Source organism: Morganella psychrotolerans, from assembly GCF_965118875.1.
GTDB classification, from domain to species: Bacteria; Pseudomonadota; Gammaproteobacteria; order Enterobacterales; family Enterobacteriaceae; genus Morganella; species Morganella psychrotolerans_C.
In genome coordinates this window covers 1-14,897 of record NZ_CBCPJD010000025.1, presented here as the reverse complement: position 1 = coordinate 14,897, position 14,897 = coordinate 1, and the positions used below count along the sequence as shown (strand labels likewise).

Sequence of the window (14,897 nt, the reverse complement as noted above, 5' to 3'; positions counted from 1 at the left end):
TGTTACGGCATATCAGGAAAGACATTTGGTTATTTATTGTCATTATTGATTACTTTCTGCATCAGGAAAAATATGAATCTTAAAAATACGACGATCCGTGTCAGGTTATCTGTCACATTTGGTGTTCTGATCGCCATTCTGGCTCTGGTTTCAGGGATGGCGGTTATGAACCTTTATAAAGACAAAGAGATGTTCACGAATTACGTTAACGGGACATATGCACTTCAGGTTCAGGCGTATGAAATTCGCCATGCGACGGAAGAGCGGGCGATCATGCTGCGGGATATGATCAATGCAACTGATAAGAAAGATAAAACAGAAGAACTGAACCGTTTTGACGAAGAGGACAGAAAAGTGAGAGAAAGAACTCAGACACTGCTGGATATGGTGAATGAGTTTGGTATGGATTCGAAGGGGCGGATCTTGCTTGATAAGATGATAGCGGATGAAAAACAGTATGCCGCAGTAACCCGTGAAGTACTCGAACTGGATAAGCAGGGCCGGCATGAGGACGCTATTGCGAAAATGATGGATGCGGAATATGCCGCATCGGATGCCTATATCATGTCATTCCGTGCCAGCAGAGATCACGGCACTGAAGCCGGCAATCAGCTCATTCAGAAGTTTGATACGAATTTTGAACGTCAGAGTAACATCATTCTGGTGTTTGCACTGCTGGCGTTAACGCTGGCTATTGTCTCCGGGGTGATGATTATCCGAAATCTGACACGTGCTTTGGGAGCCGAACCCGCACAACTGAAAGAAGTGGCTGAACGGGTGGCCTCCGGTGATTTATCGCCGTCCGGCGAAACACATCCGGTTCCGGATGGCAGTGTACTGAGTACACTGAAAGCGATGCAGACGAATCTGGCAGATATTGTCGGAACGGTGCGTAATAACAGTGACAGTATTGTTACCGGTACAATGCAGATAACCAGCGGTAATGCTGACCTGAGTCAGCGGACTGAATCCCAGGCCAGCAGTCTGCAACAGACTGCGGCATCAATGGAGCAGCTGTCTGCCACAGTGAAAAGCAGTGCGGAGATTGCAGCAAAAGCGAACCTGATGGCAGCGGAAGCTTCCGAAACGGCCCGTCACGGTGGTGAGAAGGTCGATCTGGTTGTTCATGCTATGCAGGATATCGCACACTCTTCACGGACAATCACTGACATTATCGGTGTGATTGATTCCATCGCATTCCAGACCAATATCCTCGCGCTGAATGCGGCGGTGGAAGCAGCTCGTGCCGGTGAACACGGGCGTGGTTTTGCTGTGGTATCCGGCGAAGTCCGGACACTGGCACAGCGGAGTGCACAGGCTGCCGGTGAAATAAAAAATCTGATTAATGCCAGTGCTGAACGGGTGGACGCCGGCAGTAAACTGGTGGCGGAAGCCGGGGAATCTATGCAGGTGATTGTCACCCGGACACAGGGCGTCAGTCAGATGATTGACGAGCTGACGCTGGCGACGAATGAGCAGTCTCAGGGAATTTCTCAGGTCGGGATTGCAATACAGCAGATTGATGAAGTAACACAACAGAATGCCGCGTTGGTGGTTGAAAATGCGGCAGCCGCGGAAAGCTTGCATCAGCAGGCGGGGCAACTCATGCAGGCTATGACACAATTCAGACTGGGAGTCGGACCCGCCTGATCCGGTTTAACCGGCGTAATGCAGCGACAATATGACGTTGCATTATGCCGTCTGATATTACCCCGGCAGCGTCCACGCCAGTTGCGTCCAGCCCTGTTTCTCGGCTTCGGCCTGTAATACCGGGTCGGCATTGACGGTCAGGACATCTGTCGCATAGTGACACAGGGGCAGATCATTGGCGGAATCCGTATAAAAAATCGTGCGTTCCGGTAAAAACTGGCGAATATCCAGAAAGTTAGCCAGTTTTTCAACTTTGCCTTCGCGGAAGGTGGTGATCCCCTGTAACGCGCCGGTGTAGTGTTCATCTTTTACTTCCAGTTCAATACCGAAAGCCAGATTAACACCCAGCATCTTCGCTACCGGTTTGACGATAAAATCGCTGGTGGCAGAAATAATCACTATCGGCACGCCATTTTCTTTGTAGAATGCGAGGGTTTTTACCGCATCCGGATAGATAACCGGACGGATTTTGCATTCAATAAAATCTGCAACCCATTCATCTACCTGCGCCACTGTGGCATGTCCCAGAGATTTAAGATTAAACGCCATATAGGCTGCCATATCCAGCTTTCCGGTGCTGTAATCTTCCATCATTTGTTTATCTGCATCGAGATAAGCGGGATCAGTAATAATCTTTTTCTCCCACAGATACTCTGTCCATAACAGGCTGCTATCTGCGGCAATTAAGGTGTGATCGAGATCGAAAACGGCTAATACAGACATGATATTCCTTTAATTAACTGACGGGGCGAGGGCGCGGATTTCATTTTTATTGAACATCAGTTCCAGTTGTGTGCCCTGTTCAAACAGTCGCTCAGAGGAGCGGTTCAGCAGATCAACGGTCAGTGCGCCCAGTCCGGTATCTACCTGATAACGGATGATATTACCCAGTAACTGGCTATCACGTATTGTACCTGATACCGGATGAGAAATGTGATCGCCGTACTGACGACCGGTTTCGCGCACATAAATCGACTCCGGACGGATAGCGACAATTCCGCTGAGATTCAGACCGAGCTGGCTGTTTGCATGCTCCGCACTGACCAGGTTGTAATGCCCCATAAAGCGCGCAACGAACTCATCAGCCGGCTGGGTATAAATATTTTCCGCTGTATCACTCTGAACAATTTTCCCTTTATTCATCAGGAAAATACGGTCAGACATCTGCATGGCCTCTTCCTGGTCATGAGTAACAAAAATAGTGGTCAGATTCAGTTCCCGCTGGATCTGGCGGATTTGCTGACGCAGATGTTTGCGGATCTGCGCGTCCAGTGCGGACAGCGGCTCATCAAGCAATAAAATCCGGGGTTTCATCACCAGCGCCCGGGCTAGTGCCACGCGCTGACGCTGTCCGCCGGAAAGCTGTTGCGGTAACTGCTGCTCTTTGCCGTTCAGTCCGACCAGTTTAATCACATCTGCCACGGCTTTTTGCTGCTCACTGAGGGGTATTTTCTGCATCTTCAGACCGAAGGCGATATTGCGCTCCACACTCATATTCGGGAACAAGGCATAGCTCTGAAACACCATGCCTATCTCACGTTTCTGTGGTGACATATTGGTAATATCATGTTTATTCACATAAATTTTACCGTCATTAACGGACTCAAGACCGGCAAGGCAGCGCAGTAAGGTGGATTTTCCGCAGCCGCTGGGGCCTAGCAGGGTGATAAACTCCCCCTTTTCCACTGAAAAGTTCAGCCCGGAAAATACCGGGGTGGCAGCGAAAGATTTTGTCAGGTTTTCAGCAATTACATAGCTCATCAGCAATTCCTCAGCGGCTTAAACGCGACGCTGTTAATGTCAGGATCAGGGTGAAAACAAAGTAGCTCATCACCAGCGCGGAGGTAAAATGTCCGCTCGTCTGGCGCATGTTATAGAGATAAATTTGCAGTGTTTCAAAGCGTGTGCCGACCAGGATATTGGCAAACACAAATTCACCGAACAGAAAAGAAAACGCGATCAGCAGTGATACCAGTAATCCTTTGCGGATATTCGGCACCACGACCAGCAAAACAGCTTTAAAGGTGCTTGCGCCAAGCAGGTGCGCGGCATCCATTAAATCTTTCAGTGGCACACCATTGAGGCTGTTGGCCAGCGCCCGGTACATAAACGGCAGCGCAATAGTGAAATAAGTGCCGATCAGTATCCAGGGCGTACCGACAATCGGGAAAGGTCCGTCAGCAAACAATTGCAGTAATCCGACTGACGACACCACCGGCGGCACAGCGAACGGCAGAATAATCAATATTTCCATCACGCCTTTCAGACGCGGGAAATAATAGTACACCGAAAATACCAGCGGCAGGATTACCAGGGCGCTGAGTGCCAGGGTGACAAAACAGATAAACAGTGAGCGTCCGAAGGCGGCAAGAAATCGCGGATCCTGCCAGAGTTTCAGATACCACTGAAGTGTCAGCCCGTCCGGTAGTACAGTCGCACCCCAGCGGGAGGAAAACGAATAAATCAGTGTGGCAGCAATGGGTAACAGCAGCATGATCACAATGATGCTGAGCATAATTTTGTGGTAACGGGGAATTGCCGGTGAGGTCAGAGCAAGATCAGCACTTGGCATGGTAACTCCGTTTCAGCAGCCAATGATATGTAGCGGTGATAAATCCAAGAATAATCATCAGTAATACCGATAATGCCGCCGCCATATTCGGTTCAAGGAATAAATCCCCGGAGACCAGGCTGGCGATGCGGATGGTCACCATATTGTAGTTACCGGTCGTCAGGGCATAGGTGGATGCATAAGCGCCCACAGCATTGGCGAACAGAATAATAAAAGTACCGAGCAGCGCGGGTGAGAGCACCGGCAGTGCCACATAGCGCCAGTAAGCAAGGCGCCCGGCACCCATGGTTTTGGCGGCATCTTCCCATTCCGGTTTCAGGGCATCGAACGCGGGATAGAGCAGTAAAATGCCCAGCGGGATCTGAAAATACAGGTAAATCAGCATCAGCCCCGTGGCACTGTAGAGATTGAAATCATCAATTACGCCCCAGGCTTTCAGTTGCAGAGTGACAGCGCCGTTCACGCCGAGGATTATCACAAATGCAAATGCCAGCGGCACACCACTGAAGTTCCCTGTCATATTGGTAAAGGCAATCAGCCAGCGGCGCGGGCGCGGAGGTGCATGTTGCAGAGAGGCGGCAAACAGAGCGGCAAGAATTAACCCGCCGACACTTGAAATACCGGAAATCCATAAAGTGTTTTCAAACGCCTGAATATAAAAAGGACTGGTAAAAATCTCGCTGAAATTAGCGAATGACCAGGCATCTTCATAAATAAAACTGTTAATAATCACCCACAGCATCGGTGCCAGTTGAAAGAGCAGAAACAGCACTGCCGCAGGCAGGAGTAACAGCATCGGTTTCAGCGTAATACGGTGCGGTGTTACACGGATTTGCTGCTGTTTTTTCATGACGGTCAGCTCCGGCAGAATATCAGCCATAGTGGTCTTCCCGCAGCAGGTGAGGCACAGATGCTTTGTCGTGTCCGCTCAGGCCGAGTAACCGGCAGATTGCCCCGCACAATTGTGTTTGTTTCACCGGGAGAGAGTCATCATGAGAAAAAGCATCCCCGACAACAAACAGCGGCACATGGCGTTCTTCATCCAGAATGCCACCGTGTGAGCGATCATTATTCATGCCGTGGTCGCTGGTCACCAGCACCTGATAACCGGCTTCCCGCCATGCCGGCAGATAAGCGGAGAGCAGACCATCAGCCCGGCGGGCGCTGTTGCGGTATTGTGGGGAATCTGCGCCAAACTTATGTCCGGCATCATCAATATTCATAGGATGAATAAGAAGAAAGTCGGGATGGTATTCACGACGCAAATATTCCGCATCAATAAACAGATGATCATCCGGATAGCTGTCTGACTGATAAAAACAGCCGTGTTGAATAGCCAGCGAATCATCATGAGTGAAACGGTCACGGACGGCATCAAATGGTGCGCGGTTATATAACTCACTGACCCAGTGATACGCCGCAGCCGCCGTGGTTTTTCCTGCTTTCTGTGCCAGGGAAAAAATACTGTCGTTATACGACAAACGCACAACCTGATTATGAACAACTCCGCTGTCGACCGGGCGGATGCCGGTCAGAATGCATTCGTACAGCGGACGGGAAAGTGAGGGTAACTCACAATCAAGGCGGTAAAGTGTGGCGTCCTGAGATTCAGTCAAACCCTGCATAAAGCCCATGCAATCATGGGCTGTGCGGTAGTTTAAGCCATCAAGGATAACCAGGATAACTGTGTGATTCATGGCTGGTCCGTTAGTTCATGTTGATGATAACGTTTTGCTGCCACAGTTTCGGCAACTGGCGGGAGGTTTTTTCCCAGCCATCAAAATTAGTGATAGGTTTTGCACTGGTATACTGAGATTCCGGCAGCAGTTTTGCTTTGATGCTGTCCGGCAATGTCAGGTGCGCCGCGCGGATGGGGCGGGCATAGCCTTCGGCGAGGTTAAGCTGTCCTTTATCACTGAAGATAAATTCACGCGTCAGTTTTGCAGCATTCGGGTTTTTGGCGAATTTATTGATGATGGTGGAGTAACCGGATGTCACAGAACCATCAGACGGGATCACCACGGTAAAGCGTTTGGCATCAATCTGGTCACGGTAGCTGAGGGCGTTGAAATCCCACATTACAGCCACTTCAATTTCGCCTTTCTCTAAATTGGCCACACTCGGGTCATTGAGTGACAGGCGTTTTTGTTTGGCTAATTCAGCAAACATATCAATTGCCGGCTGAATATTGGTTTCGTTACCGCCGAGGGCAAACGCGGCTGCGAGCACGCCACTGTTGGCTTGTGCGGCTATCCCGACATCCCCGATAGTGATGCGGTATTTGCCGTTACGCAGATCCGCCCAGCTTTTTGGCTGATCTTTAACGAGGTCATTATTGATGATAAAAGCAATGGTGCCGGTATACGCCAGAGCCCAGTTACCGTCTTTGTCTTTTGCCCAGTCAGGGATTTGATCCCAGGTAGTGGGTTTATAAGGCTGAACAACCCCTTTTTGTACGGCAACGGGACCAAATGACGCGCCTACATCCCCGATATCCGCGGTGGCGTTATTTTTTTCGGCGGCAAATTTGGCAATTTCCTGTGCCGAACTCATGTCTGTATCCTGATGTTTCAGACCATATATCTTTTCAATATCCGCCCAGGTCCCTTTCCAGTTCGCCCAGGCGTCCGGCATACCTACGCTGTACACGACGCCTTCTTTTTTTGCGGCGGCAATTAATTCATCCAGCCCGGCATTATCTGTTGCAGCAAATGAGGAAAAGGATGCTGTGATAGCGGCGGCAGTCAGTAATGTTTTGGTGATAACCGGAGCAGAAAATTGTTTCATAATACCCTCGTAAGTTAGCTGACTAAGTATAAGCAGACGACGGTAGGGTATGACGTATTTGTGACAACTGGCTGACACTGATATGACACTTTTCTGACAGCGGAGGGTATGAGGGTACAGAGCAGGTAACCGCTCAGCCCGCCGGGTATTCTCCCGGTGAAGAGAGTATGATTTAATTCATCACTATTTTATTAACAAGATATCGTGAAACTATGCAGCAGATTTTAACGGGCGATGAAACAGGGTATTGGGTGATAAGCGCAGATAACCGGGTCTGGCTGCCGGAAGGGCAATTACCGGAAGGAAGCGCTGCGCAATGGATGCTGACCGGCAAACCGGCAGTGCGTATCGGCGAATGGCAGGGGCTGCCGGTCTGGCTCATCCGTGAAAAAATGCGCTCGGATATGTGCTCGCCCCGTATTATTGCCGCAGACAATGATGATTTATTCAAAATGGCCGGACGCGGCGTGCAGCTTGCAGAATTTTACCGCTCGCACCGCTACTGTGGCTATTGTGGTGCGGCAATGAAATACAGCAAAAGTGAGTGGGCATGCCTGTGTGATACCTGCCGCGAGCGTTATTATCCGCAGATAGCACCATGCATTATTGTCGGTATCCGCCGTCATGATTCTATTCTGCTGGCGCAGCACCGACGCCATAAAAATGCGCCGCTGTTCACGGTACTTGCCGGGTTTGTGGAAGTGGGGGAAACCCTGGAAGAAGCAGTAGCCCGTGAAGTGATGGAAGAGAGCCGCATTGAAATTCAGAATATCCGCTATGTGTCTTCTCAGCCGTGGCCGTTCCCGCACTCACTGATGATGGGCTTTCTGGCAGATTATGCTGATGGTGAAATTCACCATGATCCGGGTGAACTGCTCAGTGCGGACTGGTATCACTATGATAACCTGCCGGTTATTCCGCCACCGGATACCATTGCCCGCCGCCTGATTGAAGACACGGTTGCACTGTGCCGTCAGGATGATGAAGACGCGTGATACGGCAAGCTGCATGCATGTTACAATACTGGTTTTATAACGTACATCAATACGTTACGCGGCCATTAACTTTTTGGAGTCTGTCATGAGTGAATTGAAAAACGACCGCTATCTGCGTGCATTACTGCGTCAGCCTGTGGATGTCACCCCTGTATGGATGATGCGTCAGGCCGGGCGTTATCTGCCTGAATATAAAATTACCCGCGAACAGGCGGGAGATTTTATGGCGCTGTGTAAAAACACAGAGCTGGCCTGTGAAGTCACATTGCAGCCGCTGCGTCGTTTCCCGCTGGATGCGGCGATTCTCTTTTCTGATATTCTCACCATTCCTGATGCAATGGGGCTGGGGCTCTATTTTGAAACCGGCGAAGGCCCGCGTTTTATGCATCCGGTACAAAGCGCCCGTGATGTGCAAAAGCTGCCTGTGCCGGACCCGGAACTGGAACTGGGCTATGTCATGGATGCTGTCCGTGCTATCCGCAAAGCCCTGAATGGTGATATTCCGCTGATTGGCTTTTCCGGCAGTCCGTGGACATTAGCCACTTATATGGTGGAAGGCGGCGGCAGCAAAGCCTTCACAAAAATAAAGAAAATGATGTATGCCGAACCGCAGACATTGCATCTGCTGCTGGATAAACTGGCAGACAGCGTGATTTTGTATCTGAATGCGCAAATCAAAGCCGGTGCGCAGTCTGTGATGATTTTCGATACCTGGGGTGGCGTACTGACCGGGCGCGATTATCTTGAATTTTCATTGCATTACATGCACAAAATCATCGACGGGCTGATCCGCGAAAATGACGGACGTCGCGTGCCGGTAACCTTGTTTACCAAAGGCGGCGGTCAGTGGCTGGAAGCAATGGCGGCAACGGGGTGTGATGCACTGGGGCTGGACTGGACAACGGATATCGCCGATGCGCGCCACCGCGTAGGTGACAAAGTCGCGCTTCAGGGCAATATGGATCCGTCCATGTTATATGCATCACCTGAGCGTATTGAAGGCGAAGTGGCATCCATCCTGGCCGGTTTCGGGCATGGCGAAGGGCATGTGTTTAATCTCGGGCACGGCATCCACCAGGATGTGGAACCTGAGCATGCCGGCGCCTTTATTGACGCGGTACACCGCCTGTCAGGGAAATACCATCAGGGCTGATGTCAGCCCGCTTTAACAGAATAACGGAGGTCGTGATGTCAGAGATTGACACCCGTATGCTGAAAGCCCGGCAGATTGAACTGGCACAACAGGTCAGTTTGCAGGATGTGGTTATCGATCCCCGCTATGTGGCGGGGGTGGATGTTGGTTTTGAGGATGAAGGGCGGGTAACCCGCGCCGCTGTTGTTATCCTGACATACCCGGACCTGGTTGTGGCGGAGTATCAGATTGCCCGCATTCCCACTCAGCTTCCTTATATCCCGGGACTGCTCTCTTTTCGTGAAATCCCGGCCATTCTTGCCGCGTGGGAAAAACTGACGTTAAAACCGGATCTTGTGCTGGTGGATGGTCAGGGACGTGCACATCCGCGCCGTCTCGGTGTTGCCGGTCATCTGGGCGTAACACTGAATATCCCGGCTATCGGCGTCGCCAAAAGCCGCTTGTGCGGGCACTATGACGAACTAGCGGAAGGTGTGGATGCACAGTCCCCTCTTATGGATAAAGATGAACAGCTCGGCTGGGTCTGGCGCAGTAAAGCGCGCTGCAATCCGCTGTTCATTTCTCCCGGTCACCTTATGAGTATTGACACGGCATTAGTGTGGGTGAAAGCCATGATCCGTGGCTACCGCCTGCCTGAACCCACCCGCTGGGCTGATGGTATTGCCTCAAATCGAACGTTTTTCGTCCGGTTGAAACAGAAATATCCAGATTTTCCACGTAAAGATGTGGATATTATAGATTTTCAGGTAAACTGCGGCTCATGTCAGAGTAACGAGTAATACGGAATGTTAAAGAACCCGATCCATTTACGGCTGGAAAAACTGGAAAGCTGGCAGCATCTCACTTTCGCAGCAAGTCTGTGCGAGAGAATGTACCCCAATTATGCCGTTTTTTGTCAGCAGACCGGGTTTGCTGATCCGTCTCTTTACCGGCGTATTCTGGAGCTCATCTGGGAAGTGCTTACCGTCAAAGATGCAAAAATAAACTTTGACAGCCAGTTGGAAAAGCTGGAAGAAGCCATCCCTGATGGTGAAGACTATGATATTTACGGAGTGTTCCCGGCTATTGATGCTTGTGCGGCACTCAGTGAACTTGTTCACATGCGTCTGAGTGGTGAAACACTGGAACATGCTATCGCGGTAAGTGAAATTTCGGTTGGCACTGTTGCCATGCTGGAAATGACACAGGCCGGACGCGAAATGACCGATGAAGAATTAAAAGAATTACCTGCTGTTGAAGAAGAGTGGGATATTCAGTGGGAAATTTTCCGCTTATTAGCTGCATGCGAAGAGCGCGACATTGAGTTGATAAAAGGCTTGAAATCAGACCTCCGCGAAGCGGGGGTCAGTAATATTGGCGTTAGTTTAGGCGATTAAATCAAAAAACGTGATTTAAGCCTATAAATGCCGATGTTAAAGACTTCACAATTGCCCCGTCTCTGGTCTACAGTGAGGGGCGAAAAGAAGTGGCTATCGGGGCGCGTGTATCAGGGCTGTCAAATGACACATCCGACGCACTCGATGCTTTGCAAACGATAAACACACTGTAAGGATATTTTATGAATAAGACTCAATTGATTGATGCTATCGCAGAAAAAGCAGAGCTGTCTAAAGTACAGGCGAAAGCAGCGCTGGAATCTACACTGGCGGCCATCACAGACTCTCTGAAAGAAGGCGATCCCGTACAATTAGTTGGCTTCGGTACTTTTAAAGTTAACCATCGTGCAGAGCGTACCGGCCGTAACCCGCAGACGGGTAATGAAATCAAAATTGCAGCAGCAAACGTGCCTGCTTTCTCTGCCGGTAAAGCACTGAAAGACGCAGTAAAATAATTGCGTTGCAAAAACAGATTATCAGAGGGGGATTTCGTCCCCTTTTGTTGATCAGACAGGGGCTGCTCGCACTGGGCTTTTGCTCATTGCTCAGCGCCTGTTCCGGTCAACCCACACTTCCTCCCTTCAGTGCCTCCGGCTATATTGCGGATGATGGCGCTGTCAGAATGTGGCGTCTTAACGCCGACAATGTCTCCCGTGTTCTGATGAGTGTTTACAGCCCGTACCGTGACGGACAAACGGTTGTGACCGTCTATGAATTCCGCCGTGGAAAACTCTGGCAGATCCGTACTGAATATCTCGGTGATAATGGTTTCTCTGAACAGCTGCGCCTCGACCATGAGGGCAATGCGATTTTTATGCAGCGGGAAAAGAACGGACAGAAATCACCACTGAGCACAGATGAAGTGGCGCGGATAACGTTTATGGCAGAGCGTCAGTTATCCCTGAATACTGCGCTTATCACCGGCGACATCCGTCTGAAACAGGGACAATGGCGTAACAGCTATGTGACTGACTGTCAGGGAAATGAATCGTACGTTGAGTTTGATGCCGAAACTGAACACTTCCTGGCTAAACGCCAGCGGAACAGTACATCACCTATCTATATTGCGTGGCTGGAATCGCCGGAAGGGCGTGAAATTTTGCTGGCTGCGAATGATAACTTCTGTAAATGGGAACCCACGGAAGATTCACTGTAAATCTCCCGCAGGTTTTATCACCGCTTAGTCTTTCAGTCTTTCAATCGCACGATAGCCGATATCCCGGCGATAAAATGCCCCGTCCCACTGAATATGACGCAGCGCGGCATAAGCCTGTTTTTGCGCCTGTGCGATATCATCACCTAATGCGGTGACACACAATACCCGTCCGCCGTTAGTAACAACCTGTCCGTCTTTCAGTGCTGTACCTGCCTGGAATACTTTGCAGTCAGCTTCCTGAACATTCAACCCGTCAATGATATCACTCTGACGATAATTTCCCGGATAACCACCGGCTGCCATCACAACACCCAGTGCAGGGCGAGGATCCCACTGTGATGTTTTCCCGGCTAACTGTCCCTGCGCACCGGCAAGACACAGTTCCACGAGATCAGATTGCAGACGCATCATAATCGGCTGTGTTTCCGGGTCACCAAAGCGGCAGTTGAATTCAATGACTTTCGGCTCACCGTTTTCATCAATCATCAGGCCTGCGTACAGAAATCCCTGATAGATGTTGCCTTCGGCTGCCATTCCTTCTACTGTCGGATAAATCACTTTTTCCATTACCCGCTGATGAACAGCATCAGTCACTACCGGTGCCGGAGAATACGCACCCATGCCGCCGGTATTAGGACCGGTATCACCATCACCGACCCGTTTGTGATCCTGGCTGGTTGCCATCGGTATGACATTTTTGCCATCGACCATAACAATAAAACTGGCTTCTTCACCGGTCAGAAACTCTTCAATAACAATACGGTGCCCGGCATCGCCGAAGGCATTGCCTGCGAGCATGTCATGCACTGCATCTTGTGCTTCTTTCAGTGTCATGGCGACAATCACGCCTTTGCCCGCCGCGAGTCCGTCCGCTTTGATAACAATAGGTGCGCCAACTTTATTAAGGTATGTCAGCGCTGGTTCAATCTCTGTGAAATTCTGGTATGCCGCAGAGGGAATATTATGGCGCGCCAGAAAATCTTTGGTAAAGGCTTTTGAGCCTTCAAGCTGTGCGGCACCTTTTGTCGGACCAAAAATGGTCAGACCGGCGGCAGTAAACACATCGACTACCCCCATCACCAGCGGCGTTTCCGGTCCGACAATAGTCAGACCGATATCGTGGGATTGTGCAAAGGCCAGCAGGCCGTCAATATCGGTTGCATCAATATCCACATTCTTAAGATGTGGTTCCTGTGCTGTACCGGCATTACCGGGTGCGACATAAACATTTTCCGCCAGCGGAGATTGCGCTGCTTTCCAGGCAAGGGCGTGTTCGCGCCCGCCGTTACCAATAATCAAAATATTCATAAGGTAAGTTCCGGTCTCTCTTATTAATGACGAAAATGGCGCATGCCGGTGAAGATCATGGCAATGTTGTGCTCATCTGCGGCAGCGATCACTTCATCATCACGGATAGAACCACCCGGCTGGATAACACAGGTGATACCCACAGCGGCTGCGGCATCAATACCATCACGGAACGGGAAGAAGGCATCGGACGCCATGGCACAGCCGGCAACTTCCAGCCCTTCATCACCGGCTTTGATTCCGGCAATTTTCGCGGAATACACTCGGCTCATCTGACCCGCACCCACGCCGATAGTCATATCATTCTTCGCATAAACAATGGCATTAGATTTGACGAACTTCGCCACTTTCCAGCAGAACAGTGCATCTTTCAGTTCCTGCTCTGTCGGCTGACGTTTGCTGACAACCTGTAAGTCGTTGCCGGTGACCATACCGAGGTCACGATCCTGTACCAACAGCCCGCCATTTACACGTTTGAAATCAAGTGCGGCAACCGGGTTCTGCCACTGACCGCAGGTCAGTACGCGGACATTCTGTTTTGCTGCGAGGATTGGCAGTGCATCTTCAGCAACTGACGGGGCGATAATAACTTCCACAAACTGGCGTTCAATAATGGCAGATGCTGTTTTGGCATCCAGCTCACGGTTAAACGCGATAATCCCGCCGAATGCGGAGGTCGGGTCAGTTTTAAATGCATTGTCGTAAGCGGTCAGTAATAAAGGTGCGACTGCCACTCCGCATGGGTTTGCATGTTTCACAATGACACAGGCCGGCTGAGTAAACTGCTTTACACACTCAAGTGCGGCATCAGTATCCGCGATATTATTATAAGAGAGGGCTTTGCCCTGCAACTGAACGGCGGTACTGATTGAGGCTTCCTGAATATTCTCTTCTATATAGAAGGCAGCATTCTGATGGCTGTTCTCGCCATAGCGCATATCCTGCTTTTTGATAAAGTTCAGATTCAGTGTACGCGGGAACTGACCGGAGGGCTGAGTGGTATCACCGTGGTAAGGTTTAACCTGCTGCCCGAAGTAGTTAGCAATCATGCTGTCGTAAGCGGCTGTGTGCTCAAAGGCTTTAATCGCAAGATCAAAACGGGTCTCAAAACTCAGGCTGTGCTGACCGGCATCCATCTCTGCAATAATAGTTGCGTAATCGCTATTCTTTACCACAATCGCCACATCTTTATGGTTCTTTGCCGCAGAGCGAACCATGGTCGGGCCGCCGATATCGATATTCTCAACTGCGTCTTCTGTGGTGCAACCCGGTTTTGCCACTGTTTCAGCAAACGGATAGAGATTCACTACCACCATATCGATGGCCTCTATCTGATGCTTTGCCATTACCTCATCATCAATACCGCGGCGTCCCAAAATCCCGCCGTGTACTTTCGGATGCAGGGTTTTGACACGTCCGTCCATCATTTCCGGGAAACCGGTGTAATCGGAGACTTCCGTGACCGGCAGTCCGGCCTGAGATAACAGGCGGGCAGTACCGCCTGTTGACAGCAAATCAACACCACGGGCGGCGAGCGCCTGTGCAAATTCAATGATGCCGGTTTTGTCAGAGACACTGAGCAGGGCGCGACGGATAGGGCGAAGCTGTTGCATGAGTTTGGATCCCTTGAGTTCAGCTAAAAATAATAGTGGGGTGCAGATGAAACCGGGTTATTGCATAAGATTTCAAAACCCGGGGCAAAGATCAACAGGTCATTAATAGTGCTGATTGTAACGCAAACGTTTGCGTGGTGCTTGGGAATTTTATGATTTTTTACAGTTTGTGGATAACTTTGTGCGTAACCCGGTATAAACAGGGGTTTTGCTGTGGAATGCAGCAAACAGTCAGAAATTTGAAAATTAACACTTGTCTTCTGAAAGCGACTCCCTATAATGCACCC

15 protein-coding genes are annotated in these 14,897 nt (G+C 50.3%); 7 read left to right on the top strand and 8 right to left on the bottom strand.

Going from position 1 to position 14,897, the window contains the following annotated elements:
- Window positions 1-72: 72 nt before the first annotated feature.
- On the top strand, window positions 73-1,650 hold the full coding sequence (locus ACMHKJ_RS18450; protein ID WP_413496240.1) for a methyl-accepting chemotaxis protein: 1,578 nt from the start codon (window positions 73-75) through the stop codon (window positions 1,648-1,650).
- Window positions 1,651-1,707: 57 nt separating this feature from the next.
- Here ACMHKJ_RS18450 and ACMHKJ_RS18445 read toward each other — a convergent pair whose 3' ends face one another.
- Genes ACMHKJ_RS18445 through ACMHKJ_RS18420 form a run of 6 tightly spaced genes read right to left on the bottom strand, consistent with a single transcriptional unit; the run spans window position 1,708 to window position 7,009 of the window.
- A complete protein-coding gene (locus tag ACMHKJ_RS18445) occupies window positions 1,708-2,373 on the bottom strand; it encodes an HAD family hydrolase (protein WP_413496239.1) in 666 nt (221 codons plus the stop codon).
- Between the two features lie 9 nt (window positions 2,374-2,382).
- A complete protein-coding gene (locus tag ACMHKJ_RS18440) occupies window positions 2,383-3,411 on the bottom strand; it encodes an ABC transporter ATP-binding protein (protein WP_413496238.1) in 1,029 nt (342 codons plus the stop codon).
- Window positions 3,412-3,421: 10 nt separating this feature from the next.
- Window positions 3,422-4,222: an ABC transporter permease gene (locus ACMHKJ_RS18435; protein WP_413496236.1), complete on the bottom strand. Its 801-nt coding sequence runs from the start codon at window positions 4,220-4,222 to the stop codon at window positions 3,422-3,424.
- Window positions 4,209-5,072 (bottom strand): ABC transporter permease, encoded by an 864-nt coding sequence (locus ACMHKJ_RS18430; RefSeq protein WP_413496274.1) that lies wholly within the window; start codon window positions 5,070-5,072, stop codon window positions 4,209-4,211. The genes ACMHKJ_RS18435 and ACMHKJ_RS18430 overlap by 14 nt, the downstream gene beginning before the upstream one ends.
- Window positions 5,073-5,094: 22 nt before the next feature.
- Window positions 5,095-5,919: an alkaline phosphatase family protein gene (locus ACMHKJ_RS18425; RefSeq protein WP_413496234.1), complete on the bottom strand. Its 825-nt coding sequence runs from the start codon at window positions 5,917-5,919 to the stop codon at window positions 5,095-5,097.
- Between the two features lie 10 nt (window positions 5,920-5,929).
- Entirely contained in the window at window positions 5,930-7,009 is a 1,080-nt protein-coding gene (locus tag ACMHKJ_RS18420; RefSeq protein WP_413496233.1) for an ABC transporter substrate-binding protein, read from the bottom strand.
- A 212-nt stretch (window positions 7,010-7,221) separates the two neighbouring features.
- Between ACMHKJ_RS18420 and nudC the strand changes: the two genes are divergently transcribed.
- The 6 genes from nudC (at window position 7,222) to ACMHKJ_RS18390 (ending at window position 11,689) form a co-directional block, all read left to right on the top strand.
- Window positions 7,222-8,004 carry an NAD(+) diphosphatase gene (gene nudC / locus ACMHKJ_RS18415; RefSeq protein ID WP_413496231.1) on the top strand — a complete coding sequence of 261 codons (783 nt, stop codon included), beginning with the start codon at window positions 7,222-7,224 and terminating at the stop codon, window positions 8,002-8,004.
- Window positions 8,005-8,089: 85 nt separating this feature from the next.
- Window positions 8,090-9,157 (top strand): uroporphyrinogen decarboxylase, encoded by a 1,068-nt coding sequence (hemE, locus tag ACMHKJ_RS18410; RefSeq protein WP_413496230.1) that lies wholly within the window; start codon window positions 8,090-8,092, stop codon window positions 9,155-9,157.
- A gap of 35 nt (window positions 9,158-9,192) precedes the next feature.
- Window positions 9,193-9,936, top strand: a complete 744-nt coding sequence (gene nfi, locus ACMHKJ_RS18405; RefSeq protein ID WP_413496228.1) for a deoxyribonuclease V — start codon at window positions 9,193-9,195, stop codon at window positions 9,934-9,936.
- Window positions 9,937-9,942: 6 nt separating this feature from the next.
- A complete protein-coding gene (locus ACMHKJ_RS18400; RefSeq protein ID WP_413496226.1) occupies window positions 9,943-10,533 on the top strand; it encodes a YjaG family protein in 591 nt (196 codons plus the stop codon).
- Window positions 10,534-10,715: 182 nt separating this feature from the next.
- On the top strand, window positions 10,716-10,988 hold the full coding sequence (gene hupA, locus ACMHKJ_RS18395; protein ID WP_067365755.1) for a nucleoid-associated protein HU-alpha: 273 nt from the start codon (window positions 10,716-10,718) through the stop codon (window positions 10,986-10,988).
- Between the two features lie 47 nt (window positions 10,989-11,035).
- Window positions 11,036-11,689: a DUF1481 domain-containing protein gene (locus ACMHKJ_RS18390; protein WP_413496272.1), complete on the top strand. Its 654-nt coding sequence runs from the start codon at window positions 11,036-11,038 to the stop codon at window positions 11,687-11,689.
- A gap of 24 nt (window positions 11,690-11,713) precedes the next feature.
- Here ACMHKJ_RS18390 and purD read toward each other — a convergent pair whose 3' ends face one another.
- A complete protein-coding gene (gene purD / locus ACMHKJ_RS18385) occupies window positions 11,714-12,997 on the bottom strand; it encodes a phosphoribosylamine--glycine ligase (protein WP_413496223.1) in 1,284 nt (427 codons plus the stop codon).
- A gap of 23 nt (window positions 12,998-13,020) precedes the next feature.
- Window positions 13,021-14,610, bottom strand: a complete 1,590-nt coding sequence (gene purH / locus ACMHKJ_RS18380) for a bifunctional phosphoribosylaminoimidazolecarboxamide formyltransferase/IMP cyclohydrolase (protein WP_413496221.1) — start codon at window positions 14,608-14,610, stop codon at window positions 13,021-13,023.
- Between the last annotated feature and the right edge of the window lie 287 nt (window positions 14,611-14,897).